We start from the raw sequence: 24,149 nt of genomic DNA, 5'->3' as shown, positions 1-24,149 counted from the left end.
TTATTTTCCAAGAAGATCTTTGATGTTGTAATTCACGCTGGCCACACTCATTTCCGGTTCCTGCGTAAAGGGCTGATGCACATAATGCGGGCCGTCCACCTTGTCGCCATCCACAAACACTATTGCCAGCCAGAATTTATCTTCCTGGTTCAGGGCGGCACATATTTCATTGTGACTTACCGTGATGGTAGTCTGCCCGGCGACTCTGCCCTTGACTTCTATGTGTCTGTCCTCTGGAATAACACCGTCTTCCTTTGCCGGAGGAGTGCTCGTGATGTCCCAGCCGCAGTTCTGGGAGGAAACATCAACACAGGTGCATCCCTGCGCCTGTTCTGCCTGAAGAACCGCCTTCATGGCAAGCATTTCCACGCGTCTTCGTGCGGCGGCATCGGCAGAAAATACTGCCGAGACTGTGCCTGTTTTTCTCTCTTCAAGCAGGCCGACGGGAATAACAAGCGCTCCAGCCACAACGACAGGGGACGTTGAGACAACATGCTTCATGGCATCAAGCTCTGCCTCTCTCAGAGTACGCCTGCCCCGCAGGTCTTCAAGGATTTTGCGGATCCTTTCGATCTGCAGTCGTCTGTCCTGCCCCTGTTTTTCCATTTCCTGATATTTCAGCAAGAGATCCTGCTGGTAGCTGGCTTCCTTGGATAGTCGCACGCGTACGGCATCGCGGATTTTATCCGCCTGAGCTGCCCTGCGCTGGCTTACTTCCTTAAAATGTTGGGGAGCCATATGTTCGGAAGCATAGCTCACGGCGCGTTTTTCCAGATCGTGATTGAGCCATGGAGAATTCAGAATATCTTGTATGAGAGGCAGGTCGGATTCCGGAAAAGGCTCATAGGAAAGATACGGAGCCCAGCCTGGATCTTTTTCCTCCCCTGTCTGCAGCAGCTCCACAAACTGAACACGCTGGGAAACAATGGCATTCTGATTTTTTTCTTCCCGTATGGCATGACTGAGAAAAAGAAGGATGCGAGGCGTCTGCCCTTTGTCTGCAGTGTCAAGAAATACGGTTCCCTGCTTGAGTTGCGAGCGCCCCTTGTCCAGCACGAGATCCAGCACAGCCCTCATAAGAGGATGACCGGGATGCATGAGTTCCGCCATGGGAGCCGATACCCTGAAGGGAAGCTGTATCTGCTCCTTTTCAAAGCATATGCGCTGATAGCGCGGGAGGATACGGCTGTTTTTCTGGCGCAGGGCATCACCTCTGGACCGAATCAGCTCCGGCACATAGGTGATTTCATAGCGGCGCTCTTCCCTGTGGTGAATCGTTCCTTTCAGATGTTGAAAAGCCTCAAGGAAAAAGGCCCGCATATAGTGAGGCTGCAATTTTCGCGCTTCGGCTCTGTCCATTTCTTCCTTGACGGCAAAAAGCCGCTCAGGCGTCATCATTTCCTTGCAGAGCGCATTTCTGTCCAGAATGCCGCGCAGTCTTTCGGTATCCAGAGCGCCTTCCACCCGCCTGCGGAGATACTCCATCGTTTCGGGCTGTTCTCCATAACGGATGGCTTCAATAAGAAGGTCTTTCAGACTTTTTTCTTCAAATACTTCTCCAAGGATATCAAAGACCCGTCCGCCCAGCGCCTCCTTTTCAACTTCGAGCTTTGCAAAAAGAGTCTCGAAGACTTTGCCTTCCTGCGTTCCACTGGCAATGAGGTTCCACAGATGGCATGGCTGCTGCTGACCGATACGATGGATGCGCCCGAATCGCTGTTCCAGCCGGTTGGGGTTCCATGGCAGATCATAGTTTACCATGAGATTGGCATTCTGAAGGTTGACGCCTTCACCAGCGGCATCCGTTGCTACCAGAACCTTCACGGCTTTATCGTTGCGGAACAGGTCCTGCACATGACGGCGCTCCTCCCTGTTCACTCCGCCATGAATGGTGACAACGGCGTCAGCACTTCCCAGAAGAGTGCTGATTCGGTCCGCAAGATAGGCAAGCGTATCTTTGTATTCCGTAAAAACGATGAGCTTGCGCTGAAAGCCTTCACTGTCACGCATGAGCTCGTTTTGCTGAAGCAGTTGGGACAGCTCATCCCATTTTCTGTCTTTTTTGGATTTGACAACTCCCTGGGCCTGCACTTCCAAAGCCTTCAGGACCTCGATTTCGTCCTGCAGTTCTCTGCGCGTCTGCGAGGCCGTTGCCTGATCTACAAGCTTCTCTTCTGCCTGCTCAAATTCTGCTGCATCCAGGGCTTCTTCCATCTCCCAGGCATCTTCCGGAAAATCGGAATTGTTCCAGAACATCGTTGTTTCATGGCTGTGAACCATTTCTTCCAGTCGCCGTTCCAGTCTTTTTCTGCGGCGGCACAGCGTCTGGTAAATGGCTTCGGGACTGGAAGCGAGACGACGCTGCAAACCGGTCAGAGCAAAACCTACCCGGCCACGGTGACTGCCCTGCAGACGATCAGCTTTTCCCATTTCCTCTTTCACATAACGGGTGACCGCCTTATAAAGGTTATCTTCCAGTTCCGACAGATGATAATTCAAAGAGTACGCATAACGCTTGGGAAACAGAGGAGTGCCGTCAAATTTTACAAGGTCTTCCTTGACCATGCGACGCATGATGTCACTGACGTCCACTTTTGCCGTCTTGCCTTCACGAAACTTACCATAAAAACGTTCCGTATCCAGGAGTGACAGGAACAGCTGGAAATCCTCCTCTTTTCCATTATGCGGCGTGGCCGTCATGAGCAGAAGATGTCGTGTGCGTTTACTCAACATTTTTCCCAGCTTGAACCGCTGGGTTTCAGTGATTTTATTTCCAAAAAAAGAAGCTGACATCTTGTGTGCTTCGTCCACAACGACAAGATCCCACGAGGACAATTCCAACTTTTCCTGTAAGTCCTTGGCTCTGGCAAGCTGGTCAAGGCGGGCGATAAGCAGATCATGATCGTCAAAAGGATTTCCACTGTGGGAAAGGTTCAGCATACTGCGGTCGAAAAGGTCAAACTGAAGTCCGAATTTCGACGACATTTCATCATACCATTGCTCGCTCAGACTGCCTGGGGAAATAATGAGTATGCGTCTGGCATCGGCTCGCATGATCAGTTCACGGATAAGCAAACCAGCCATGATGGTTTTACCGGAACCCGGATCATCGGCAAGGACGAATCGCAAAGGTTGCCGGGGAAGCATGGATTCATAGACTGCGGTAATCTGATGGGGGAGAGGCTGCACATTGGAAGTGTGGACGGCCATCATAGGATCAAAAAGATAGGCAAGGCTGATGCGATAGGCTTCTGCTGCCCGTTTAAAATCCTGAGCGGAGACATCAAAGCTCCAAGGTCGTTCCGACTCTGCAATGGAGAGACTTGCTTCGTCTTCTCGTGTCAACAGGCGTTCCCGCAAGCTGCCATCATCGGTTTTATAAAAAAGCGTAGCAGCATTTGCGCTGACAATCTGCAGCATGATGACTTCAGTGCACTTTCCCTGCTCAACTCCCGTCAGAATTTGTCCGGTTGCAATATCTTCGAAGCGAAGCATGACATTCCCCTTTTAGCGTCATCGGTAGGGAAAGAATACAGAAAAATATTATAAAAGGCGAGACAATTGTTGATTTTTTATCAATAATTTTACTTTTTACATTATAGTATTTTATATAAAAATAATATTCGAAATTTACTCATATTATGCTATATAAATTTTAATATATAATCGTAATATACCATTATAATCGTTCAATGTATACAGTTGCATATATTGAATTACAGTTTTTATGGATCCTGTTCAACGTACACGTCCGAGGTCGAAAGACTCGGTATGAACGGCTTAGAAAGCAAATTCTTTTCTGCCCTCACTGCCGAAGATTTTTCAACCTGTCGGATCTGTAAATTGGGATCGTCAAATTCATCAGTACCATCAACCGCAAAAGGCCGGATTCCTCACGGAGTCCGGCTTTTGCTATTTAAGGAGGTTGTTATGCCGAACTGGGTATCCAACACCGTGACCCCACTCAATGACGCGGCTGTTTCGTTCACCCGTGAGCGCATCGTGGATGAGAAAGGCGAATTCTGCTTCAGCAGGCTTGTCCCTCTCCCGCGTGAGCTCTCAAAAACCAGTTCTCCGAACAGAATCGTTTCCCCGGAGGAAATGCAGATGTTTAAGGAACGGTATGTGGATCGTGTTTGCACGGAGTATGAGCAGGAAGGACTGCTTTATGTGGAGCATCCGTCAGGCTTCATCGAAAGCTGCTGTACCGCCGAGTGTGCCCGAACTCTCATCAGGCGATTCGGAGCCGCAGACTGGTACACCTTCACAAACAGCCATTGGGGCTGCAAGTGGGATGCTTGTTGCCGGAAACATGATGACACCAGCTACTTCTTCGATACGCCCTGGAGCTATCCTGAAGCGTTTACGGAGGTCATGGCAGCATCATGCCCTGAAGGCCACTGGCAATGGCGATGGGAGGAAGAGCAGGGCTTCGGCGGAATCTTTGAGATCCGGAACGGCATCATTGTTCACACCGATTCCTGGGATATCCCGGAAGAAGCTCCTGCCCAACACTAAACGCACTGCTTCTCCCTGAGCGTTCTCCTCCATATTCGCCCCGTCAGTACCATGTTCTGGCGGGGCATTTTTTAAGGTCGAAAACTCCCCGCTATGCGGGGAGTTCCAAAAAGGCGAAGCCTTTAAATAAGTTAAAAAGAGGGTTCCTTTGTGAGATAACAAGTTGTCTCGACTCGAAATCTATGCACAAAGGAACCCAACAATGAATGACCAGAGTTTACCATACCCGTTGGAACTGCAAGTATCACATCGTTTTCGCTCCAAAATTCAGACGCAAGCTGATATACGGAAGGTATCGCAGGACGATAGGGGAAATTTTGAGAAAACTGTGTGAATACAAAGGAATAGAGATAGTAGAAGCAAATGCGTGTGTGGACCATATCCATATGTGCATCAAGATTCCACCTAAATATAGTGTGGCGCAAATAATGGGGTATTTGAAAGGGAAAAGTTCCCTGATGATATTCGAGAGCTTTCCGCATTTGCGCTACAAGTTCGGCAATCGCCATTTCTGGTGCACCGGTTATTTTGTCAGCACTGTGGGAGTAAATGAAGCGATGATCATCAAGTATGTCCGGGAACAGGAAGAACGAGACAAAATAACCGATCAGTATAGTTTGGTAGAACGGCCCGTCAGCTCGTTTACGAGCAGCAGGAAATAACACTGCGGCAGGAGTCGAGACCGAGCCCTCTTAAGAGGGCAGCCGAGTAACAGACCCTTATAGGGTCAAATCAAACCGCCCCTTGAAGGGGCGGTCCTGACTTTTTGCGAGCGTGTCGAATCATATGCCGCGTGATGACGCTTTTCTTCCGACCTCCCTGTTTGCATCGGTAGTGGTATTCATTTTACAGCGCGTCGTACTTTTGGGCTATGACAGCTCTTTCCCCCCTTAGCCACGGTATTCTGACGATTTTTTAATTATCTGATCTATTTCAACTGGATGACGCTATTTTTTCGTCAAGACAGCCAATATGCGCAGCATCTTTCCGTCAATTTTCTGACGAACAGCAAAAATAAAAAGGCTCCTTTCATTGCTGAAAAGAGCCCTGAGCTTATCAGTCCTTGGGAAGAACTACCACATAGTAATATCCTTTCTTGCCGCAGACCACACGCTCGTTGTCATCACGATCCTTGCGGGTCTTCAGACATCCTGCCTGTTTCAGCCATTCCACCGCCTTTTTCTGGGGAAACATGGTGTGAAAGGTTGCCTTGGAGAAGAGATACTCCGTTCCTTTCGATTTGGGATTATAGTATCCGATCAGTTTGGAAACGTTATCTCCAGACATACTGACATGGATGAACTTTGACCGGTTCCGTTCAATACAGGCCCGAAACTTGTAGAGAAATTGTTGTTGTTCTTGATTCGATGAATTCTCGTAGTCCTTCAGCCAGTCATCGTAGCAACTGCGAACTGCGGCTTCTATGTCCATTTCGAAAGGTAAAATTTCTGCGTTCCAGGCAGCCTCGCCAGCAATCCATACGAGGGCAAAACGACGAGCTGCTCGCCTGATCACAGTTTTTTCTTCAGAGCCGCAAAGCATATCCTCTTTTTGTTTCAGTTGTCTTTTCAAGCAGCTAATCCGACTTGGCAAATTTTCCGTCAGCCACTCTAAAAACTGAGGTCCAGCCGTACCGGTGTATTGATCAGCAAGGGAGACCATATCCGAAACAAGCTGAGCGGCACTGCTTCTCCCATGGAGATGCATAATCATGTCGGCACGTACAGGAATGTCCAGGAAGCGAACACGTTGCCCGTCATGGCAGGACGCTTTTTTTTCTGAGAGCTTATCCATGAGGCCTACCTCTCCGCTCGAAAGAAACAAACAACGCCAGGACTTTTTTTCCTGCAGTTTACCGTTTCCGCTGCTTCTGTTTTTGCCAAAGCCATTGGCCAGCATGTACACTGTCTGATGAAAGGACCCTGAATCCATTTCTCCCAGCTCGTCAAGGACCAGAAGATTGTCGTTATGCTCCGAAGCAATGTTTTCAAGAGCATTTATCGTTGAATTCCAAGATATTATATCATTTCCCCATACTGACGAGGCAATTTTGAGAGCCGTAGTCTTCCCGGAGGATGATTCACCCACAAAATTAAATCCTCCCCCTTCAATTCCCAAAGGAGTCAGGAGAACTGCAGCAAAAGCTGCGCACAGCGCAAAAACGAAACGGGTATTTCCAACAGCAGTTTCGGCAAGCTGGCCCCACTCCTGAAGGTTTCCATGATTGCGGTAACCACTGCAGCTGCATTCAAAGTGATATTTGCTTTGGTCAAAGGTGCCGTAGATACGTTTAGGAAGGATGTACACCTCTGGGGCTCTTTGCCAGCCTACTTTGGTGATACGTGTGACAGGAGGATACCAACTCAAATCCTGCTGAATACGCTCAAACAAGACATCCGGAGGAAATCCTTTCCGACAAGAATACCCGCCGTCACAGAGAATATTCCGGAAGAAAGAACTGTTCTTGGCATAGATGCAGGAAAGAGGGATTTCCAGTTTCTTTTCATGGGAGCTATAATCCTTGAAGGATACGAGTAGTCCCCATTTGTGGCTGGTTGAATTTTCCGTAGTTCCTATGATGCTAAATCGAGCAGTGGGGGAAAGCAAACACCTTAGCAGATATTTTTCAAAAATGATTTCCCCCTCTAAGTTCGTAATATAGGACCCAAAAGGTTCGATGGCAGTACTCACTTGTAGCTCCTTACCTTCACAGTGCAGAGCCGCCAAAGAGTTTGACCCTGCACCGGTATTCAGGAGAGTACGCATGCCGAGAAAGGCTGCACCGATAGCAGCGTATGCAGACCATTAGTGAGACAGCAGGCGGAGTGCGCAAGCCTACCTCGCACGGCACGCCGTACTCGAAGATAGGCCTAAAGAGAGAGATCTCGCTTCTGTTCAACGAAGGCGAGAACTTCCTTCAGCTCCCAGACTGTTACACGACTTGAAAGGCGGAAAGGATCGGGCAACTTGCCTTCAGCCCGCCAACGCCAGATGGTTGACTTGCTGACACCCAGAATGGCGGCGAGATCCGATGCCCGAACGAATTGAGATGATCTTGAAGTTGTCATCGTCAGGTCTCCTGGCTGCAACCTCTGAGACCTGAGCAATTACACACACCCAAAAAGGGGGAGAAGCCGTTATCGGCTTGACGTCAAAGTCGATCCGAAAAAGGGACCAAATGAGGAGCAGCTGTTTTGAGGGATTTTGATGGAAATACGTTTCATTATCGGTAATTAGAAGTAATAATTTTATAATGCGCTTCCGGGAGTACCGACCGGGCAGCTACTTTTATACTTGTCGTACAATTATAATAAGGTCAGAGACCGTTATTCCTCGACTCCTGGATGGAGCGGAGTGCACGTGAGGTGTTGTGCATGGAAAAACATACGAAGAATTGCTCCGTAAGGCAAGAGAAAAAGTCATACCGCCATTTCCGGCAACGGACCTTCGTCGGAACTGTCCAGCACCAGATCGCTTTTTTTCGTTAACGCTGTGCCTGCAGAGGCGAAGTCTTCTGCTGAAGAACGAATTCGGCAGGTCTTCTTCAGGCTGTCCAGATAGTCTGCCCACTTCTGCATCATCCGTATCCGCTCAGGGAGGTACTGGGCGTGATTGTACGCAGCTCGAACCTGGTTCTTATCCGTATGGGCAAGCTGGGCTTCGATGACGTCCGGACGATATCCCTGTTCATTAAGAAGCGTGGAAGCCATGGCTCTGAATCCGTGGATGCACATTTCATCTCGTCCGTATCCCATGCGACGCAGTGCATTCAGAAGACACACGTCCGTAATCGCCCGTGTCTTGGAATGGGTCGAAGGAAAGATCAGCTCATGACTTCCTGTCCAGGTATGGAGCTCACGAAAGAGCCGTTCCACCTGAGAGGCCAGCGGAACGACGTGCTGCTTTTTCATTTTCATGTGCTCTTTAGGGATTACCCAGAGATGCTTCTCGAAATTGATTTCCGACCACCTGGCAAGGCGAAGCTCCTGCGAGCGGACAAAGACATAGGGCATGATGCGCAGAGCATAGCGTGTGACGATATTTCCGCTATACTCATCAATATCGAGAAGAAGCCGGGCCACTCGTTCAGGCTCAGTGATGGTCGCTCGATGCTTTACCGGCGGTTTTGCCTCAAGAGCCTCTGTCATGCCGGTAGAGATGTCATAGGGAATATCACCGAGTAATCTGGCGTAACGACATATCTGTCCTACGATCTGTCCGACACGTCGTGCCATTTCTGCATGGCCCGTACTTTCTATCTGCTGCAGCATGGCAACAAGATCAGCCATGGTCAGTGACGCCATAGGCTTATCGCCGATGACGGGGAAGACGTGCTTTTCAAGCCGCTGCATTTTCAGGCGGCGTGTGCTTTCCGTCTGCACCTTGGTTCTTTTCTTATGCCATTCCAGAGCGACTACACGAAAGGTTCTGGCATCCTTTTCCATCTGCTCCATGGCAAACGTTTTTTCGGCCTTCTTCTGAACGTTGGGATCAATTCCCTGATCCAGCAGTCCGGTAATCCTGTCCCGTTCCATTCTGGCCTGCTTCAGTGAAATACCCGGATAATGGCCAATGGTGAATTGATCCTGCCTGTGATCGCTTTTCCATTTGACCCGCCAGACCTTTTTTCCGGAGGGGTAAACGACAAGCCAGAGCCTGTCGCCGTCTCCAAGCTGAATAATCTTGTCGGAAGGCTGTGTTTTTTTGATTTTTGTGTCTGTCAACTTGTTGATTCCACTCATGAAATGCTCCTTGGGGATGTATGGCGGAAAGGGCCCTGGGATGCATGGACTCCATACATCCCCTCATACATCCCCAGAGCGGATATGCACAAGAATCAACTGAGACCAAGTGAGACTAACAGAATTAAAAAAGTGAAGCCCTACAAGGCTTTAAGTACCTTATAGGGCTTTCTGAGACTTTGTCGTGGCGGAGAGAGAGGGATTTGAACCCTCGATACAGGTTTATGCCCGTATACTCGCTTAGCAGGCGAGCTCCTTCGGCCGACTCGGACATCTCTCCGCGCAGTGAAGCGCAGTGTCATACGCAACGGGGACATAGCTACACTAAGCGTCAGTGCTTGTCAAGCCCCGCAGAAAAGGATTTTGCGGCATCAGTGCATGTACAGGGTGCTCATGTCGATGATGCCGTGAACGCCGTCGGCATAGAAGGCCGTGCGCAGTCCGATGATGCTGACGAACGCCACGATGGCCTGCACGAGCAGGGTGATGCGACCCATGTGCGAAAGGCCGATGACCACGCCGCTGAAGATGACGCCCATCCAGTACAGCTGGGTCTGCATCCAGATGATGGCGGATTTTCTCATGAAGGGGTCGTCCCAGGCCATGCAGGGCGCGACGGCGGTGATGACGAGCATGATCCACAGGCAGACGCGCAAAGGCAGATAGAAGCGGCCGTAGCGCACGGCGGGATCGTCGGGTTCGCCCATCTGCTTGAGCTGGGCGAAGACGGCGCCGAGAATGACGGTACACAGCGGGAACAGAAGCAGAGGAAACAGGCCGGACGTGGTGCCGACTTCGCCGGGAATGGCGGCCACGGCTTCGCTCATGACGCAGCATGCGCCGGCGAGCCAGGCAAGGAGTCCGCAGAAGGAGCACTTCAAGGCCGAAAGCGCGAGGACGAGGAGCAGCGCGCAGCCGATCTGGGCGGCCAGCATGACGCCTTCACCCGCTCCGCCGAAGGCGACGAGCGAGGCGACAACGGCGATAGCGGCGCACACGGCGGCCGATTGCCAGGTTCTCGCGCTGGGGGAGCTTCCATGATGGTCTTTCCACCAGGCGAAAAATGCCAGCCCCGTGCCGAGCTGCGAGAACACGGTGAAGAAAACAAGCGGCCAGTTCGTAATCATGAGAAACTCCTGCATGGGTGATGTATGCGCGGTGGATATGTAAAAAATCCGCTCTTCGCTCTTCGATAAAAATAATTTTTGCATGCTGCGTCAAGTCATTCTCTGACGAAAGATGGACATATGGAAAATTTTCTGTATGAGCGGGCGGAAAACCGACGAGATCTGACGTAACATGCGCAAATGTTGTGTGAAGGGACAGGCGCTTTGAGAAAACATACAATAATGAACGGAAAGAAGCTGCGCAGAGGATGGAAACAGGATGATGCGGAAAACTTTGTTGTGTCTTCTCGCGACGAGCAAGGAAGGACGTGTTCCGGAAGCGTTGTTTGGGTTTTATTTGTACGAAAAAGAACATGCCGACGTGGCGCTTTTCGACGCTGTTTCAGAGAAATGTGGGGAACATGCGGCGGATCGGACGCCTGGGGGATGCAATCTTGACGCGGCTGGGAACGTTTTGCGGAATGTCGCGGAGGAAAATGGTCTGTTCGGAAGCTCCTGCAGTGACGGAACAATGACGGGAAGAGAAAACACGAACGCCGCTCGCGGATGGTGCGAAGAGCGATGCAGGCGCGTTTAAGCTTCGCAGCCGGAGGAAAGACGTTGCGAAGGCTTGACGGGATGGGGGCGGGCAACGTTGAGATGCGCGCTTCTGCGTGAGGCGGGCAGGTCGGAAAAGGCGGGGCCCCGTTCGGATACGGAGACCGGTGAATCCCGGCCTCCCGGTGGGTCGTTGGACAGGGGGCAGGCGCGGTTGTGGAGAGTGGTTCCTGCCGCTCTGACTTGCACATATCCATGAAGTGTTCAGGCTTGGACGCGAAAAAAGCGGCCCGGCCTGTTTCAACGGCGTGTCTGCGGGCAGGTCGGCGGAAAAGGTCGGGCGGACAGGCTGGGGAAGCGCGCGCCCGGCCCTGTTCCGGGGAGCCGGGCGCTTTTGATGAAACCAGGTCAGGCGGCGGGTCTCTCTCCGGCCCGGAAGGACTGAACAAAGCCGATGATCTGCCCGGAAAGGATGACCGTCAGCAGAGAGTAGCCTATGCGTTCCAGGGGAATATAGGAAAGGGAGAGCAGCAGCACGATCAGGTCGCTCAGAAGATAGGGCCAGCGGATGTTCCAGCCCGTGACGTGTGAAATGCTCATGGCCAGGGCGTCGTCGCCGCCGGGCGCGCCCCCGGCTCGAACGCACAGCCCCACGCCCACGCCCACAAAGAGGGCTCCGAGCACGGAGGCCGTGAGCGGCATGTCGGCAAGCTGGGGCCACAGGGGCGGAAAGAGTTCAAAGAGAGCGTAGAAGAGGGAAAATCCTCCGCCCGCCACGAGGGAATAGAGTACAAAGCCGCCGCCCATGAGCTTCCAGCCCAGCAGGTAGCAGGCGGCGTTCATGACGAGGCCGGACCAGGCGGGAGAAATGTGGAACCAGTAATGCAGCAGCAGCGTTGCGCCCAGAATGCCGCCTTCCGTGACGCCGGAAAGCGCGTGGATGTTGTAAAGGCCGAAGGACAGAATGGCGCTGCCTGCGAGATTGAGCAGGCACAGCCTGGGAGAAAGGGAAAGAGACACGGTATGCTCCTGTGTTTCGGATGTGCGGAAGCCGCTTCAGCGGGAAGCGGAGCTGTGCGGCGAAAAAGCCGCGACCGGGAAGATCCGGGAGTCCGAAAGCGCACGCGCATGTCGCGTCGGCGGGAGGCAGAGAGCGGAAACGGGGCGGAAAGTGACGGCGCGCACCGAAAGAGCGGGCAGGCCGCAGCAACGAGCCCCGCAAGGGCGGGCTTCGGAACCAGACCGAAGGGCTGATTCCTAGAGATGGCTGCGCCAGTGCCGTTCGGCGATGGTGGCGAAGAAGATGCGGGCAAGTATCCGTCGAGTATGCATGGAAAGAGGATAGCCGAGTCTCAGAGGGAAGGCAAGCCGGGGCGGAAAATATCGGGCAAGGTGCGGAGCGCGGACGCGAAAGGATGCGGCGTGCTTTGCCGTCAGACGGCGGCACGGGCGGAAATCAGGCCCGGACGCCCCCCCCCCGGTAGGCCCGGTTCAGCAAGGCGGCAGGCGGGGCTGCCGTTCCGGCGCGGGAGCCTGATCCGCGGCGATGTGGGCGCGTTCGGACAAAGTCTCACGGCGTCGTTCTTGCGCATGGCGCGGCTTGCTGATATCACCGAAAGAGTACGCTCCCGGTTCGGGAGATTTTTTGTCTTTTTTTCTATCATATCGCTTGTTGCTCATGGATAAAGAATCGCTGCTCCGTAGAATGGAAGAGAGCGCCGGTCTTACGGTGTGCCGTGCCGGGTCGGCCTCGCTGGCCCGTCTGGCGGTGGAAGCGGTGCGGGCCGGACGCCATGCGGCCATCGCCGTGCGCAGCCGGGACGCGCTTGCCGTCATGCGTGGTCTGACCACGCTGTTTACTCCCGAACTTTCCGTGGGACGCGCCGGCGCGTCCGACTCCTCGGCCCGCAGCCAGGCGGAACGTCCGCTCTGGGAAAGGCCGTGGGTGTTCCTGCCGCCGTTCAGTCAGCGTTCGCTCAGCCGCGAGGGCTGGGCGGAGAGGCTGTCGGTGCTGTACGCCCTGCGCTCGGGAACGGCGAAGGGCGTGGTGTTCACGGCGGACAACCTGATTCCCGCGCTGCCGCCGCTGGATTTTCTGGACAGTCGCGTCATGACCGTGCGGCGCGGGGAGGACATTGCTCCCGAGCTTCTCATGGAGCAGCTCGTGGAATGGGGCTATCAGCGCGTGCCCATGGTGGCGCACGCGGGCGACATGGCGCGGCGCGGCGATATTCTGGACGTGCTGCCTCCGGGCTATGAAAAGCCTCTGCGTCTGGAATTTTTCGGCGACACGGTGGACGAAATGCGCGTGTTCGACTTTGTCACGCAGCGATCCGTGGGCCAGCTTGAGGAAGTGACGCTTCTGCCCGTGACGGCGCTCGGCAGCGGCGAGGCGTGGAAAAAAGGGGTGCGCGCGTTCTGGAAGGAGCGGGCGCGGGCGGAAGTGCTGAGCGAGCGCTCGCGCAATTCGCTCGAACACGCGCTGGAGCAGGACGACATGCGTCTTCTGCCGGGCAGCGTGCATGCCTCGGCCACGTTTCTCGACGACTGGTTTGCGCCGGACGCCATGTGCTTTCTGCCCGGACGACGCGAGCTGCGCGACGATCTGGAAGAAGCGGAGCGCCGGTGGCGGGAAGACCTGCGCGTGCAGTCGGAGGAAACGAGCCTGATACAGCCGGCGCACATGGACGTGCGCGACGCCGACCTTGCGGAAAAGGCGCTGGAGAGTCGTCCGAGGCTGTACGCGGAGCCGCTCACCATGGGCTCCGAGACGTCGGGCGAGGATCTTCTGGAGCGCAGTCTGCACAGTTTTGCCGAGCTCTTTCCGGGGCGCACGGAGCAGGATCGGCCGTGGCAGCAGCTTTCGGCCGGGCTCAGGAAGTGGACGTCTTCGCACAGGCAGGTGGTGCTGGCCTTTGCGTCCGAGCGCGGACGGCGCAAGTTTCTCAAGCTGGCGGAGCAGGACGGCCTGCTGCCGAATCTCCGCTACGATCCGGAGGGGCGCGGACTTTACGCCGTGGTGGCCCCGTACCGGCAGGGCGCGGAGCTTGTGTGGGACGACTGCCTCGTGCTCGGCGAGGAGATTCTGCAGCCCAAGGCGGAAAGTTCGCATCGCGTGGCGTCGGGGGCCTTCCGCGGACTGGACAGGTACGACGATCTGCGTGTGGGCGATCTTCTGGTGCATCGGGATTACGGCGTGGGGCGCTTCGGCGGTCTGCACCGCATGAGTCCCGGCGGAACCGGCGTGGACAACGATTATCTGCTGCTGGAATACGCCGACGGCGCGAAGCTGTACCTGCCGGTGGATCGACTTTCCGTGGTGCAGAAGTTCAAGGCGGACGGTCCGCCGCCCGCGCTGGACAAGCTGGGCGGCACGGCCTGGACGAGCAGCAGGGAAAAGGCGCGCAAGGCCGTGGAAAAGGTGGCCGCGGACCTCATGCAGATGTACGCGTGGCGCAAGGTAGCCAAGGGCTTTTCCTATTCGCCGGTGGGCGAGATGTATCACGAGTTCGAGGCGACCTTCGGATTTGAGGAAACGCCCGATCAGGCCCGCGCCATTCAGGAAGTGTTTGCGGACATGGACAAGCCCGTGCCCATGGACAGGCTGGTGTGCGGCGACGTGGGCTTCGGCAAGACGGAAGTGGCGCTTCGCGCGGCCTTCCGCGCTGCCTGCGACGGGCGGCAGGTGGCGCTTCTGTGTCCCACCACGGTGCTTGCGGAACAGCATTATCAGACGTTCCGTTCGCGCATGGCGGGCTTTCCCATCAACGTGGGGCTGCTCAGCCGCTTCGTGCCCCGGGCCAAGCAGACGGAAACGCTGAAGGCCGCGGCGCGCGGTCAGATAGACATTCTCATAGGCACGCACCGGCTGCTTTCCAAGGACGTGCAGCTGCCCAATCTCGGCCTGCTCATTCTCGACGAGGAACAGCGCTTCGGCGTGCGGCACAAGGAAAAGCTGAAGGAGCTCAGGAAGAACGTGGACGCGCTTACGCTGACGGCCACGCCCATTCCGCGCACGCTTCAGCTCTCCATGTCGGGCATACGCGAGCTTTCCGTGCTGGAAACCGCGCCCGCCGAACGCAAGCCCGTGGCCACGGCCATCATCGACCGGGATCGCGGGGCGCTCAGGCAGGTCATGGAGCGGGAGCTCGCCCGTCAGGGGCAGGTGTTTTTCGTTCACAACCGCGTGCAGACGCTGCCGCAGACGGCGGCCATGGTGAAGGAACTCGTGCCGAACGCCCGCGTGGGCATGGCGCACGGTCAGATGGCGGAAAAGGAACTCGAAGACACCATGCACAAGTTCTGGCACGGCGAGCTCGACGTGCTGGTGTGTACGGCCATTGTGGAATCGGGACTGGATTTTCCCCGGGCGAACACGCTCATCGTGGATCAGGCGCAGATGTTCGGGCTCGGCCAGCTCTATCAGCTTCGCGGCAGGGTGGGGCGCTCCGACAGACAGGCCTATGCGGTGTTCGTGGTGTCGGATGTGGAACATCTGCCCAGTCTGGCCCGCGAGCGTCTGCGCATCATTCTGGAAATGGACTATCTCGGCGCGGGCTTTCAGGTGGCCATGGAGGATCTGCGCCTGCGCGGAGCGGGAAACATTCTCGGCGAGGCGCAGTCCGGGCACATGGCCCGCGTGGGACTCGATCTGTACCTGGAAATGCTGGAAGACGCCGTGGCCAGGCTCAAGGGCGAAGAGGAGCTGCTGCGCACGGAAACGGAAATCAATCTCGGCATACCGGCGCACATTCCCGATTCGTACATCGAGGATGCGCACGAGCGGCTCAAGTACTACAAGATGCTCTCTTCCGCCACCGACGCGGCGGCCAGGGAATCCGTGGAAATGGAGATCCGCGACCGGTTCGGTCCGTTCCCCGAGGCGCTGGAAACCTTCCTTGCGGTGCTGGCGTTCAAGGGCCGGGTGAACGAGCTCGGCGTGGCCCGGGCCGATCTTCTGCCCGACCGCGTCCGCGTCACATGGGCGGAGGGTCAGAAAAAGGTGCAGCCGGAAGCCATAGTGCGTCTTGTCATGGCGCACAGGGACCGCATTCACCTTCAGCCTCCGGCAACGCTGGAACTCTCGCTCGGCTGGGAGGGCGGCATGGCCCGCAGGCTGGACGAGGCCGGTGCGCTGCTCGGATCTCTGCTCACGAGCGGCGAAGGGCAGGCCTGAGCGCCGGGGCGGCCGCTTCGCATGCCGGTCGGAGGCGCGTTTTCCGCAGCGGAGGGCGGAGCGCGCGTTTTGAGAAAATAACGCGGAGCCCTGCCACCGCCGCCGCGGCCACATCGGCGATATTGACAGCAAAGACGCCCGATTGCGCGTTGTGTCCGGAGGGCGTTCTGCGGAGAAAATTGCTGCCGCGGAACGTTGCCAGTGCTGAAAAAACAGGCTATAAACAACCGACATAACGAACATCAGGAGTGTGCTGTCTTGCGTACCCTTTTCATATCTCTGGCCTGTGCGGCGTCTCTTCTTTCCGCACAGCCGGTGTTTGCGGTTCCCGTTTCCCGCATTGCCGCGGTGGTCAACGGCGACATGATTACCGTTCGCGAGCTCGACAAGGCTCTTCAGTCCGAACTGATCGCCCAGAAGCTCGATCCTGCCAAGAATCCCCAGATGGCGGCCGAAGTCCGCAAGGCCGTTCTCGACAAGATGATCAACGACAAGATTCTGCTTCAGGAGGCGGAAAAGGAAAAAATCGACGTTTCCGACGCCGACGTGGACTCCGCCCTCGACAGAATCATCAAGGACAGTCAGCTTTCCCGCGACGTCTTTTTCAAACAGCTGGAAAAGGAAGGCGTGACTGAAAAGGTATTCCGCGACAGGCTGTACGTGCAGCTCGTGTCGCAGCGGCTCATGAGCCGCAACGTGGTGAGCAAGGTGGTCGTGACGGAAGATGAAATCAACGACTACTATCGCAAGAACATGGCCGGATTCGCGTCCGGTCGCGCGCGTGTGGCCATGCTCGTCTATCCCGTGGACGTCGATGCGGACAAATGGGCCGCGGACATCGCGTCGGGCAAGGTGTCCTTCCGCGACGCGGTGCGCGCCGTGTCCATCGGCCCGAACCCGCAGGACGGCGGCGACCTCGGCTTCATGGAACTTTCCGACATGGCCCCCGGCATGATGGAACAGATTTCCATGATGAAGAAGGGCGACGTTTCCCCCGTGCTTTCCATGAACGCCAACAAGGCGCAAATTGCTCTGCTTGACTTTGAGGAGGCGGAAAACGTGGATCACAGCAGCGCCGTGCCCGATCCGCAGACCGCCATGCGCATTGAACAGATTCTGCGCCGTCCTCGTCTTCAGGAGCGTTTTCAGCAGTACACTGCGCAGCTCCGCGACAAGGCGCTCGTCGACATCCGTAAATGAGGCGCACCATGACTCTGGCAGAACTGGGAGCAAGGCTCCGCGAGGCCCGCGAGGGCCGCAATATGACTGTGGCCGACGTAGCTGATCGTCTCAAGATTCCCACCCGCATTCTTCAGGGCATAGAAGACGGTTCGGACAACGTGCCCCGCACCGTGTACGTGCATCATTTCATCAAGGAATACGCGCTTCTGCTGGGATTCGCCCAGGATGAGGTGACGGAATGGCTCCACGGACTGGAAGGCTTTGAGAACATTTCCCGTCCCGTAATCGCCGAAAACGCCCCCTACACTTCGGTGAAGCCCAGCCTGCTGCCGGTCATTGTCGGCGGCGTGCTCAAAATCGTGCTGGTGATCGCTCTCGCCAGCGGGGCCTACATGGCCTATCTGCACTTCTTTGCCGCGCGCGACTACGAAAAGACGACGACAACCGGCGAGCAGGCCGCACCGGCCGCGCCCATGCCCACATGGGGCACGTCCGCGCCTGCGCCCGTGCCCGCTTCTCCGGCTCCCGTCGCCCAGCCTGCGGCCCCCGTGCAGCAGGAGGGCGAAGCCGCGGCCGAGGCCCAGCCCGCGCCTGCCGCGGAGAGCGCCGAGCCCGTGCAGGCGACGCAGCCTGCGCCGTCCACGCAGATTCTCCAGTCCGACGCTCCGGCGGCAACGCAGGGAAGCGCGGTTTCCGCCGCGCCCGCCGATCCTGCGGCCGACGCCCAGCCCGTGGCGCTGCCCGAGGGCATGCATCAGGTGGAAGTGGTGGCCGACTCCGGCGACTGCTGGATGGGCTTTGAACCGGACGGCAAGAAGCAGCAGCGCACGCTCCGCAAGGGCGATACGTTTTCCATGACCTTCCGGGATTCTCTGGTCATCCGTCTGGGCAACGCCCGGGCGGTGCGCGTGAGCTACGACGGCAAGGAGCTGGACCGCTCTACCTCGCCGCGCGTGGTGACCATGAGCTTCCCTCCCGCTGCGGAGTAGCGGAAGGCCGGGAACTTATGAATGCAATGCGGCCGCGCGTTCTTTGGCGTGCGGCCCGTGTTTGAGCTGTGTTTGACGGAAAGGGAGCGGCGAAACGGGCGATCTGCCCGGCGACGAGCTCCTTTTTCCGTTGCTGAGGCCGGAGGGGCGGCGGAGACGCGTAAACGCCGTGTCTTGCGCCTGCGGCTTTTCGGCGGCGCGCCGAGAAAAATATGTCGGCGCGACTTGCGAAGATGGAGTTTTTCCGCGTCGGGCGGAGAACGACGTGCCGGGCGCAGCATGTCGGCAGGGCGGCGTTCCGGACTGGCGCGACGTGCCCGGCCGGGTGCGAGGCCGGAATATTTCGGCCTGAGCCTGCCGCGAAGCCGATGGGCTGCCGCAGCAGCGCGGGTGCGTCGTTTCTGAGAAAACGGGCCTGCCGCAGGCGGGCGCGTGACATTGCAGAGCGCCTCCTGCCGGAAACAGAGGCATCCGGCACGGTTCTTTGTTCGGTTCGGGAATGTTGCCATGCTGCAGTGGACTGATGACGCGCTGGTGCTTCGCGTCGGAAAGTTTCGGGAAGTCGATCTCTGGGTTCGTCTTCTGGCCCGGGAAAAGGGGCTGGTGACGGCCTTTGCCTTCGGCGGCAGCAGAAGCAGACGACGCTTTACCGGCTGTCTCGACGCGTTCAATCTCATCAGGGTCAGCGCGGGCTATTCCCGGGACGGGCGTTTTCTCAACATGAGCGAAGCCACGCTTCTGTCCGGGCCCGAACGGCTGCGCCGCAACTGGCGCAGGCAGGGCATGGCCGCCAACTGTGTGCGCTTCATGGAGGCCATGGGCGTTCCGCCGGACAACGCCGGGGCGAGCTTTTCGTTCATGCGCGGCATGCTGGAGCTTCTGGAAAAAGAGGACGACGTGCCTGCCGTCATGCCGGTGCTGTTCCGTTTCCGGCTGGCGTCGGAGCAGGGCTACGCGCCGCAGCTGCATGTCTGCGCGCGCTGCGGACGCCCGCTTGAGGCCGAACCCGACGTGCATTTTCTGGTGGGGGAGGGCGAAGTGTGCTGCTCATCCTGCCGGCGTCCGGGCGACATGAGTCTTGTTCTGGGGCAGGAAGCTCTTGACGTACTGGGTAAAGTGAAGGAATACTCACCGGAGTCATGGGGCAGGCTGCACCCTTCGCCGGAAGGCGCAAGGCAGGCCGCGCGCCTTATCGACGCTTTTGTGCGATATCATCTCGGGCTTGAATGGGGTAACGGCCGGTTCAGGTCCATTTAGCGGCGCGGCACGGGCAAACGGGGATTTTTCCGCGCGCCTTCGCGCATGGGAAGCAAGGCCAATGGCTCCATTGGCGAACTTCAGGAGAACTACATGAATTTTCAGAATGTTATTCTGACCTTGCAGGATTACTGGGCCAGACAGGGCTGCGCCGTGGTGCAGCCGGTGGATCTGGAATGCGGTGCGGGCACGTTCAACCCCTCCACGTTCCTGCGCGTTATCGGACCCGAGCCCTGGAAGGCCGCCTATGTGGAGCCTTCGCGTCGTCCCACCGACGGCCGTTACGGCGACAACCCCAACCGTCTGCAGCATTATTTTCAGTTCCAGGTCATCATGAAGCCTGCGCCGGCCGATCCGCAGCAGCTGTATCTCGACAGCCTGAAGGCGCTCGGCATCGATCCGGCCGTGCACGACATCCGCTTCGTGGAAGACGACTGGGAATCGCCCACGCTCGGCGCCTGGGGCCTCGGCTGGGAAGTGTGGCTCAACGGCATGGAAGTGTCGCAGTTCACCTATTTTCAGCAGGTGGGCGGCATCGATCTTTCTCCGGCCAGCGTGGAGCTCACCTACGGCCTTGAGCGCCTGACCATGTATCTGCAGGGCGTGGAATCGGTGTACGACATCAAGTGGAACGACTCCATCACCTACGGCGACGTGTATCATCAGAATGAATACGAGCAGTCCTGCTACAACTTCGATCAGAGCGACGCGGACATGCTGCTGCGGCATTTCAACGACTACGAAAAGGAATGCCTGCGCCTCATCGACGTGAAGCTGCCTCTGCCCGCCTACGACTACTGCCTGAAGTGTTCTCATACGTTCAACCTGCTGGACGCCCGCGGAGCCATTTCCATCACGGAACGCGCCGGGTACATCGCCCGCGTGCGCACGCTGGCTTCCGGCGTGGCCCATCTCTATGCCGCCCAGCGCGAAGCCATGGGATATCCCATGCTGAAGAAGGGGTAATCCATGAGTCATTTTGTTCTTGAAATAGGCGTGGAAGAACTGCCCGCCCGTTTTCTTGCCTCCCTTGAACGCGAACTGCACGACCGCTTCGCCGCCCTGTTCGACGAACACGGCCTCACGTTCGATTCCCTTACCGTGAACACCACGCCCCGTCGCGCCGTGGTGCATGCCCGCGGTCTGCTTTCCTCCACGCCCGTGCGCGAGGAAGTGGCCCTCGGCCCGTCCGTGAAGGCCGCCTACGACGCCGAAGGCAATCCCACCAAGGCCGCGCTCGGCTTTGCCCGCGGTCAGGGCGTGGACGTGTCCGCGCTGTTCCGCCAGGAAACGCCCAAGGGCGAATATGTGGCCGTGAGAAAGACCGTGGGCGGCGTGTCCGCCTCTTCCATCATTGCCGAGGCCGCCCCTTCCATCATTGCTTCGCTTCCCTTTGCCAAGCGCATGCACTGGAGCCCCAGTCATTTTCTGTTTGCCCGTCCTCTGCGCTGGGTGGTGGCGCTCATGGACTGCGACGTCATTCCCTTCACCGTGGCGGACGTGCAGTCCGGCCGCATGACCACCGGTCATCGCGTCCACGGCCGCGGACCCTTTGAAGTGGCCTGCGCCGACGACTTCGACAGAGTGATGGCCGAAAAGTGCGGCGTGGTGCTTTCCGGAGCCGCCCGCCGCAAGATCGTTGTGGACGGCGGCAACGAGCTGGCCCGCAAGGTCGGCGGACACATCCTGTGGAAGGAAAGTCTGCTCGACGAGGTGCAGGGCCTGAGCGAACATCCCGAGCCCATTCTCGGCGACTTTGATCCTTCCTTCCTCGAACTGCCTTCCGTGGTGCTGCTCACCAGCATGGAAACGCATCAGAAGAGCTTCGGCGTGGCCGGAGAGGACGGCAGACTTCTGCCGCACTTCCTCACCGTGGCCAACCTGACCTCCCGCGAGCCCGAGGTGGTGAAGAAGGGCTGGGAGCGCGTGCTGCGCGCCCGTCTTGAAGACGCCCGCTTCTACTGGAACACCGACATGAAGGCCTCCTTCGACGTGTGGAAGGAAAAGCTCGATCACGTCATCTTCCTCGGACCTCTCGGTTCCATGGGCGACAAGTGCCGTCGTCTTTCCGAACTGTGCCGCTGGCTGGCGGAACAGCCCGGCGTGAAGCGCGCGGCCGAGGTGAATCCCGAATCCGCCGCCGTGGCCGGCCGCTGCGCCAAGGCCGATCTCGTTTCCCAGATGGTGGGCGAGTTCGACACCCTGCAGGGCATCATGGGCGGCATTTACGGGCACAAGATGGGCCTTGATCCCGTTGCCGCCGACGCCATTGCCGAGCAGTATCTGCCCGCCGGCCCCGACACTCCCGTGCCTTCCACCGATCTCGGCGCGCTGCTGTCCATGGCCGACAAGGCCGACACCCTCGTGGGCTGCTTCGGCCTCGGCAACATTCCCACCGGCGCGGCCGATCCCTTTGCGCTTCGCCGCTGCGCGCTGGGCATTGCCCGCATTCTCATTGAAAAGGGCTACCGCCTCCCCGTGGAAGAGCTCTTTGCCAAGGCGCAGTCGCTCTACAGCGACGGCATCCGCTGGAAGCTGGAAAAGCCGGAAGCGCTGGCAAAACTCAACGACTTCTTTGCGGGCCGCGTGAAGAACTACTTCCTCACGCAGGGCAACGACACCCTGCTTGTGGAAGCGGTGATGAACGCCGGATGCAGCGACGTGTGGGCCGCCTCCCGCCGTCTGGCCGCTCTGGTGACCGAAAGCGGCAAGCCCGGCTTTGCCGACAACGCCCAGACCTTCAAGCGCGTGGCCAACATTCTGCGCAAGCAGGGCGCGGGAGTCACGGGCGAGTACAGCCGCGAACTTCTTGCGGAAGAGCCGGAAACGGCGCTCGCCGACGCCCTCGACGCCATGACCGCCCGCTTCGACGAGCTGTGGGCGCAGGACCGTTTCGACGAGCTTCTTGCCCTCATGGACGGCGTGCGTCCCACGGTGGACGCCTTCTTCAACGGCGTCATGGTCATGGCGGAAGACGAGAAGGTGCGCGCCAACCGACTGAATCTGTTGCAGGTTCTTCTTTCCCGCATGGGCAGACTCGCCGATTTCTCGGCCCTGCAGATGTAGGAGCCGCGCCTCCCCTTGACAGAAAGCTCCAAGGCGCATAAGAATAATCGTTCTGGCAATAACGGGCGGCGTCTGTCCGCCGCCCGACAACGTATCGCATCACACCCCGACAGGGGTCATCATTCTGGAGGATTCCCGTGGCCAATCATGCTTCCGCCATCAAGCGCCAAAAGCAGAGTGTCAAGCGCAACGCCCGTAACCGCGCCGCCCGTACCCGCATCAAGAACGTGGTGAAGGCCGTGCGCGCCGCTATTCAGAAGAACGACAAGGTCGCCGCTGAAGAAGCTCTGAAGACCGCTACTTCCACTGTTTCCAAGATCGCCGGCAAGGGCATCATTCATTGGAAGAACGCTTCCCGCAAGGTTTCCCGCCTTGCCAAGGCCGTCAACGCTCTCGACGCCTAAGTTTCGTTTTTTCAGAAAACGCCGAAAGGGAGAAGGTTTGTACTTTCTCCCTTTCGGCGTTTTGTTTTTTGCGGGCAGGTTGTCTGCGTTCCGACTGCCTGCGGGCGCGGACGCCGTGCCGTCTTCCGGGAACGTCGTTTTTCCCTTCGCCGTCATTCGTATCTCAGGCAGGTTCGGCGCGGTGCCGCTGCCGATGGTCGTCATCCGGTCGCCATCCTTTTTTCTTCGCTCAGGCTGCGGAATTTTTGCATCGTCCGCGTTGCCTGAATCCTCATGCCGTCGACGCGTTTTTGCGTCTTTCCCAGGCCTCGCCCGACGTTTTCCTTGAATGTGACTGCGGTCATGGCTGAAACGGGAAAAATCATCTATGCTTGGCAACCTGCGGAGGAGAACGCCGACCGCGCAGGCGGGGCCCTTCTCATTCCGGTATGTCCTATTCATCTTTCAGGAGTGAACTATGGCGGAGACTGGAGATGCTTCCCGCGACATGCGGGAACGGCTGAGCGCGTGTTTTCCCGAACTTCTTGCCGGGGACACGGAGAGACTTGCCTCCGCCACGCGGCTTTCTTCCTACGCGAAAGGGGAGTGGATCTGCGTTGAAGGTGACGCCGTTCCCGTGACGTTCTGGCTGATTTCCGGCCACGTGGGCCTTCTCAAGGGCTCCGCAGCGGGCAAGAACACCGTGCTGCACGTGGTGCGTCCGGGGCATTTTCTGGATCTCTACGGCGTGTTCGGCGGCGGCATCTCCTTCATTTCCGCCCATGCGCTCACGCCCTGCGTAGTGCTCGCCATGGAAAACCGGGTGCTCGGCGCGCTGCTTTCGGAAAACATCGGCCTTGCGCAGCGCGTCATGCGGGCGCTTGCCATGCGTCAGCGCATGTTCATCAACAAGATAGCCGTGTCGCAGGGCAAGATTTCGGTGCGCCGCCGTGTGGCGGGCTGGCTTCTGCACAAGGCCCGCGTGGACAAAAGCTCCGTGCTTGAGGACGTCATGACCCGCGAGGTGCTGGCCGGTCTGCTCGGTCTGTCGCGCGAAAGTCTCAGCCGTCAGCTGAGCCGCTTCGTGCAGGAAGGGCTCATCCGCCTCGAACGCAGAACCATAGTCATTGTGGATGAAGAGGCGCTGCGCCGCTGTCTCATGGAAAACTGAT

Annotated in this window: 16 protein-coding genes and 1 tRNA gene; 10 read left to right on the top strand and 7 right to left on the bottom strand. The window is 57.5% G+C overall.

What is annotated here, in order from left to right:
• Positions 1-3,495 (bottom strand): helicase-related protein, encoded by a 3,495-nt coding sequence (locus Q0K02_RS02300; protein WP_294484701.1) that lies wholly within the window; start codon positions 3,493-3,495, stop codon positions 1-3.
• A gap of 435 nt (positions 3,496-3,930) precedes the next feature.
• Here Q0K02_RS02300 and Q0K02_RS02295 point away from each other — a divergent pair, with 435 nt between their 5' ends.
• Both Q0K02_RS02295 and tnpA read left to right on the top strand, forming a co-directional pair.
• Positions 3,931-4,518, top strand: a complete 588-nt coding sequence (locus tag Q0K02_RS02295) for a hypothetical protein (RefSeq protein ID WP_294484698.1) — start codon at positions 3,931-3,933, stop codon at positions 4,516-4,518.
• A gap of 206 nt (positions 4,519-4,724) precedes the next feature.
• Positions 4,725-5,180: an IS200/IS605 family transposase gene (gene tnpA, locus Q0K02_RS02290; RefSeq protein WP_294484696.1), complete on the top strand. Its 456-nt coding sequence runs from the start codon at positions 4,725-4,727 to the stop codon at positions 5,178-5,180.
• A 394-nt stretch (positions 5,181-5,574) separates the two neighbouring features.
• Here tnpA and Q0K02_RS02285 read toward each other — a convergent pair whose 3' ends face one another.
• The 6 genes from Q0K02_RS02285 to Q0K02_RS02265 form a co-directional block, all read right to left on the bottom strand.
• On the bottom strand, positions 5,575-7,209 hold the full coding sequence (locus Q0K02_RS02285) for a DUF927 domain-containing protein (RefSeq protein ID WP_294484692.1): 1,635 nt from the start codon (positions 7,207-7,209) through the stop codon (positions 5,575-5,577).
• 179 nt (positions 7,210-7,388) lie between these two features.
• The gene (locus tag Q0K02_RS12355) at positions 7,389-7,586 is read right to left on the bottom strand and encodes an AlpA family phage regulatory protein (RefSeq protein ID WP_346664763.1); all 198 of its coding nucleotides are present in this window, start codon (positions 7,584-7,586) and stop codon (positions 7,389-7,391) included.
• A gap of 351 nt (positions 7,587-7,937) precedes the next feature.
• Positions 7,938-9,260: an integrase arm-type DNA-binding domain-containing protein gene (locus tag Q0K02_RS02280; RefSeq protein ID WP_294484690.1), complete on the bottom strand. Its 1,323-nt coding sequence runs from the start codon at positions 9,258-9,260 to the stop codon at positions 7,938-7,940.
• Positions 9,261-9,445: 185 nt separating this feature from the next.
• Positions 9,446-9,540 (bottom strand) — tRNA-Ser (locus Q0K02_RS02275).
• Between the two features lie 91 nt (positions 9,541-9,631).
• Positions 9,632-10,387, bottom strand: coding sequence for a hypothetical protein (locus Q0K02_RS02270; RefSeq protein ID WP_294484686.1), 756 nt, complete (start codon positions 10,385-10,387; stop codon positions 9,632-9,634).
• Positions 10,388-11,332: 945 nt separating this feature from the next.
• A complete protein-coding gene (locus Q0K02_RS02265; RefSeq protein WP_294484683.1) occupies positions 11,333-11,944 on the bottom strand; it encodes a YitT family protein in 612 nt (203 codons plus the stop codon).
• 658 nt (positions 11,945-12,602) lie between these two features.
• Here Q0K02_RS02265 and mfd point away from each other — a divergent pair.
• The 8 genes from mfd to Q0K02_RS02225 all read left to right on the top strand — a co-directional run bounded on the left by mfd (position 12,603) and on the right by Q0K02_RS02225 (position 24,148).
• Positions 12,603-16,100 carry a transcription-repair coupling factor gene (mfd, locus tag Q0K02_RS02260; RefSeq protein WP_294484679.1) on the top strand — a complete coding sequence of 1,166 codons (3,498 nt, stop codon included), beginning with the start codon at positions 12,603-12,605 and terminating at the stop codon, positions 16,098-16,100.
• A 258-nt stretch (positions 16,101-16,358) separates the two neighbouring features.
• The gene (locus tag Q0K02_RS02255) at positions 16,359-17,300 is read left to right on the top strand and encodes a SurA N-terminal domain-containing protein (RefSeq protein ID WP_294484676.1); all 942 of its coding nucleotides are present in this window, start codon (positions 16,359-16,361) and stop codon (positions 17,298-17,300) included.
• 8 nt (positions 17,301-17,308) lie between these two features.
• Positions 17,309-18,271: a helix-turn-helix domain-containing protein gene (locus Q0K02_RS02250; RefSeq protein WP_294484673.1), complete on the top strand. Its 963-nt coding sequence runs from the start codon at positions 17,309-17,311 to the stop codon at positions 18,269-18,271.
• Between the two features lie 507 nt (positions 18,272-18,778).
• A complete protein-coding gene (gene recO / locus Q0K02_RS02245; protein ID WP_294484670.1) occupies positions 18,779-19,528 on the top strand; it encodes a DNA repair protein RecO in 750 nt (249 codons plus the stop codon).
• 93 nt (positions 19,529-19,621) lie between these two features.
• On the top strand, positions 19,622-20,494 hold the full coding sequence (gene glyQ / locus Q0K02_RS02240; protein ID WP_294484667.1) for a glycine--tRNA ligase subunit alpha: 873 nt from the start codon (positions 19,622-19,624) through the stop codon (positions 20,492-20,494).
• Positions 20,495-20,497: 3 nt separating this feature from the next.
• Positions 20,498-22,594, top strand: a complete 2,097-nt coding sequence (gene glyS / locus Q0K02_RS02235) for a glycine--tRNA ligase subunit beta (protein WP_294484664.1) — start codon at positions 20,498-20,500, stop codon at positions 22,592-22,594.
• A gap of 137 nt (positions 22,595-22,731) precedes the next feature.
• Entirely contained in the window at positions 22,732-22,998 is a 267-nt protein-coding gene (gene rpsT, locus Q0K02_RS02230; protein ID WP_294484661.1) for a 30S ribosomal protein S20, read from the top strand.
• A gap of 457 nt (positions 22,999-23,455) precedes the next feature.
• Positions 23,456-24,148, top strand: a complete 693-nt coding sequence (locus tag Q0K02_RS02225) for a Crp/Fnr family transcriptional regulator (RefSeq protein ID WP_294484658.1) — start codon at positions 23,456-23,458, stop codon at positions 24,146-24,148.
• Position 24,149: the final 1 nt, after the last annotated feature.

It is taken from the genome of uncultured Mailhella sp., from assembly GCF_944324995.1.
Taxonomy (GTDB): domain Bacteria; phylum Desulfobacterota; class Desulfovibrionia; order Desulfovibrionales; family Desulfovibrionaceae; genus Mailhella.
This window is presented reverse-complemented; position numbering and strand designations above follow the sequence as displayed.

What these genes read in the sequence shown, in the direction of transcription:
- Q0K02_RS02300 (WP_294484701.1), bottom strand. Translation starts at nt 3,495, where the DNA reads ATGCTTCGCTTCGAAGATATTGCAACCGGACAAATTCTGACGGGAGTT.
- Q0K02_RS02295 (WP_294484698.1), top strand. Translation starts at nt 3,931, where the DNA reads ATGCCGAACTGGGTATCCAACACCGTGACCCCACTCAATGACGCGGCT.
- tnpA (WP_294484696.1), top strand. Translation starts at nt 4,725, where the DNA reads ATGACCAGAGTTTACCATACCCGTTGGAACTGCAAGTATCACATCGTT.
- Q0K02_RS12355 (WP_346664763.1), bottom strand. Translation starts at nt 7,586, where the DNA reads ATGACAACTTCAAGATCATCTCAATTCGTTCGGGCATCGGATCTCGCC.
- Q0K02_RS02280 (WP_294484690.1), bottom strand. Translation starts at nt 9,260, where the DNA reads ATGAGTGGAATCAACAAGTTGACAGACACAAAAATCAAAAAAACACAG.
- Q0K02_RS02270 (WP_294484686.1), bottom strand. Translation starts at nt 10,387, where the DNA reads ATGATTACGAACTGGCCGCTTGTTTTCTTCACCGTGTTCTCGCAGCTC.
- mfd (WP_294484679.1), top strand. Translation starts at nt 12,603, where the DNA reads ATGGATAAAGAATCGCTGCTCCGTAGAATGGAAGAGAGCGCCGGTCTT.
- Q0K02_RS02250 (WP_294484673.1), top strand. Translation starts at nt 17,309, where the DNA reads ATGACTCTGGCAGAACTGGGAGCAAGGCTCCGCGAGGCCCGCGAGGGC.
- recO (WP_294484670.1), top strand. Translation starts at nt 18,779, where the DNA reads ATGCTGCAGTGGACTGATGACGCGCTGGTGCTTCGCGTCGGAAAGTTT.
- glyQ (WP_294484667.1), top strand. Translation starts at nt 19,622, where the DNA reads ATGAATTTTCAGAATGTTATTCTGACCTTGCAGGATTACTGGGCCAGA.
- glyS (WP_294484664.1), top strand. Translation starts at nt 20,498, where the DNA reads ATGAGTCATTTTGTTCTTGAAATAGGCGTGGAAGAACTGCCCGCCCGT.
- Q0K02_RS02225 (WP_294484658.1), top strand. Translation starts at nt 23,456, where the DNA reads ATGGCGGAGACTGGAGATGCTTCCCGCGACATGCGGGAACGGCTGAGC.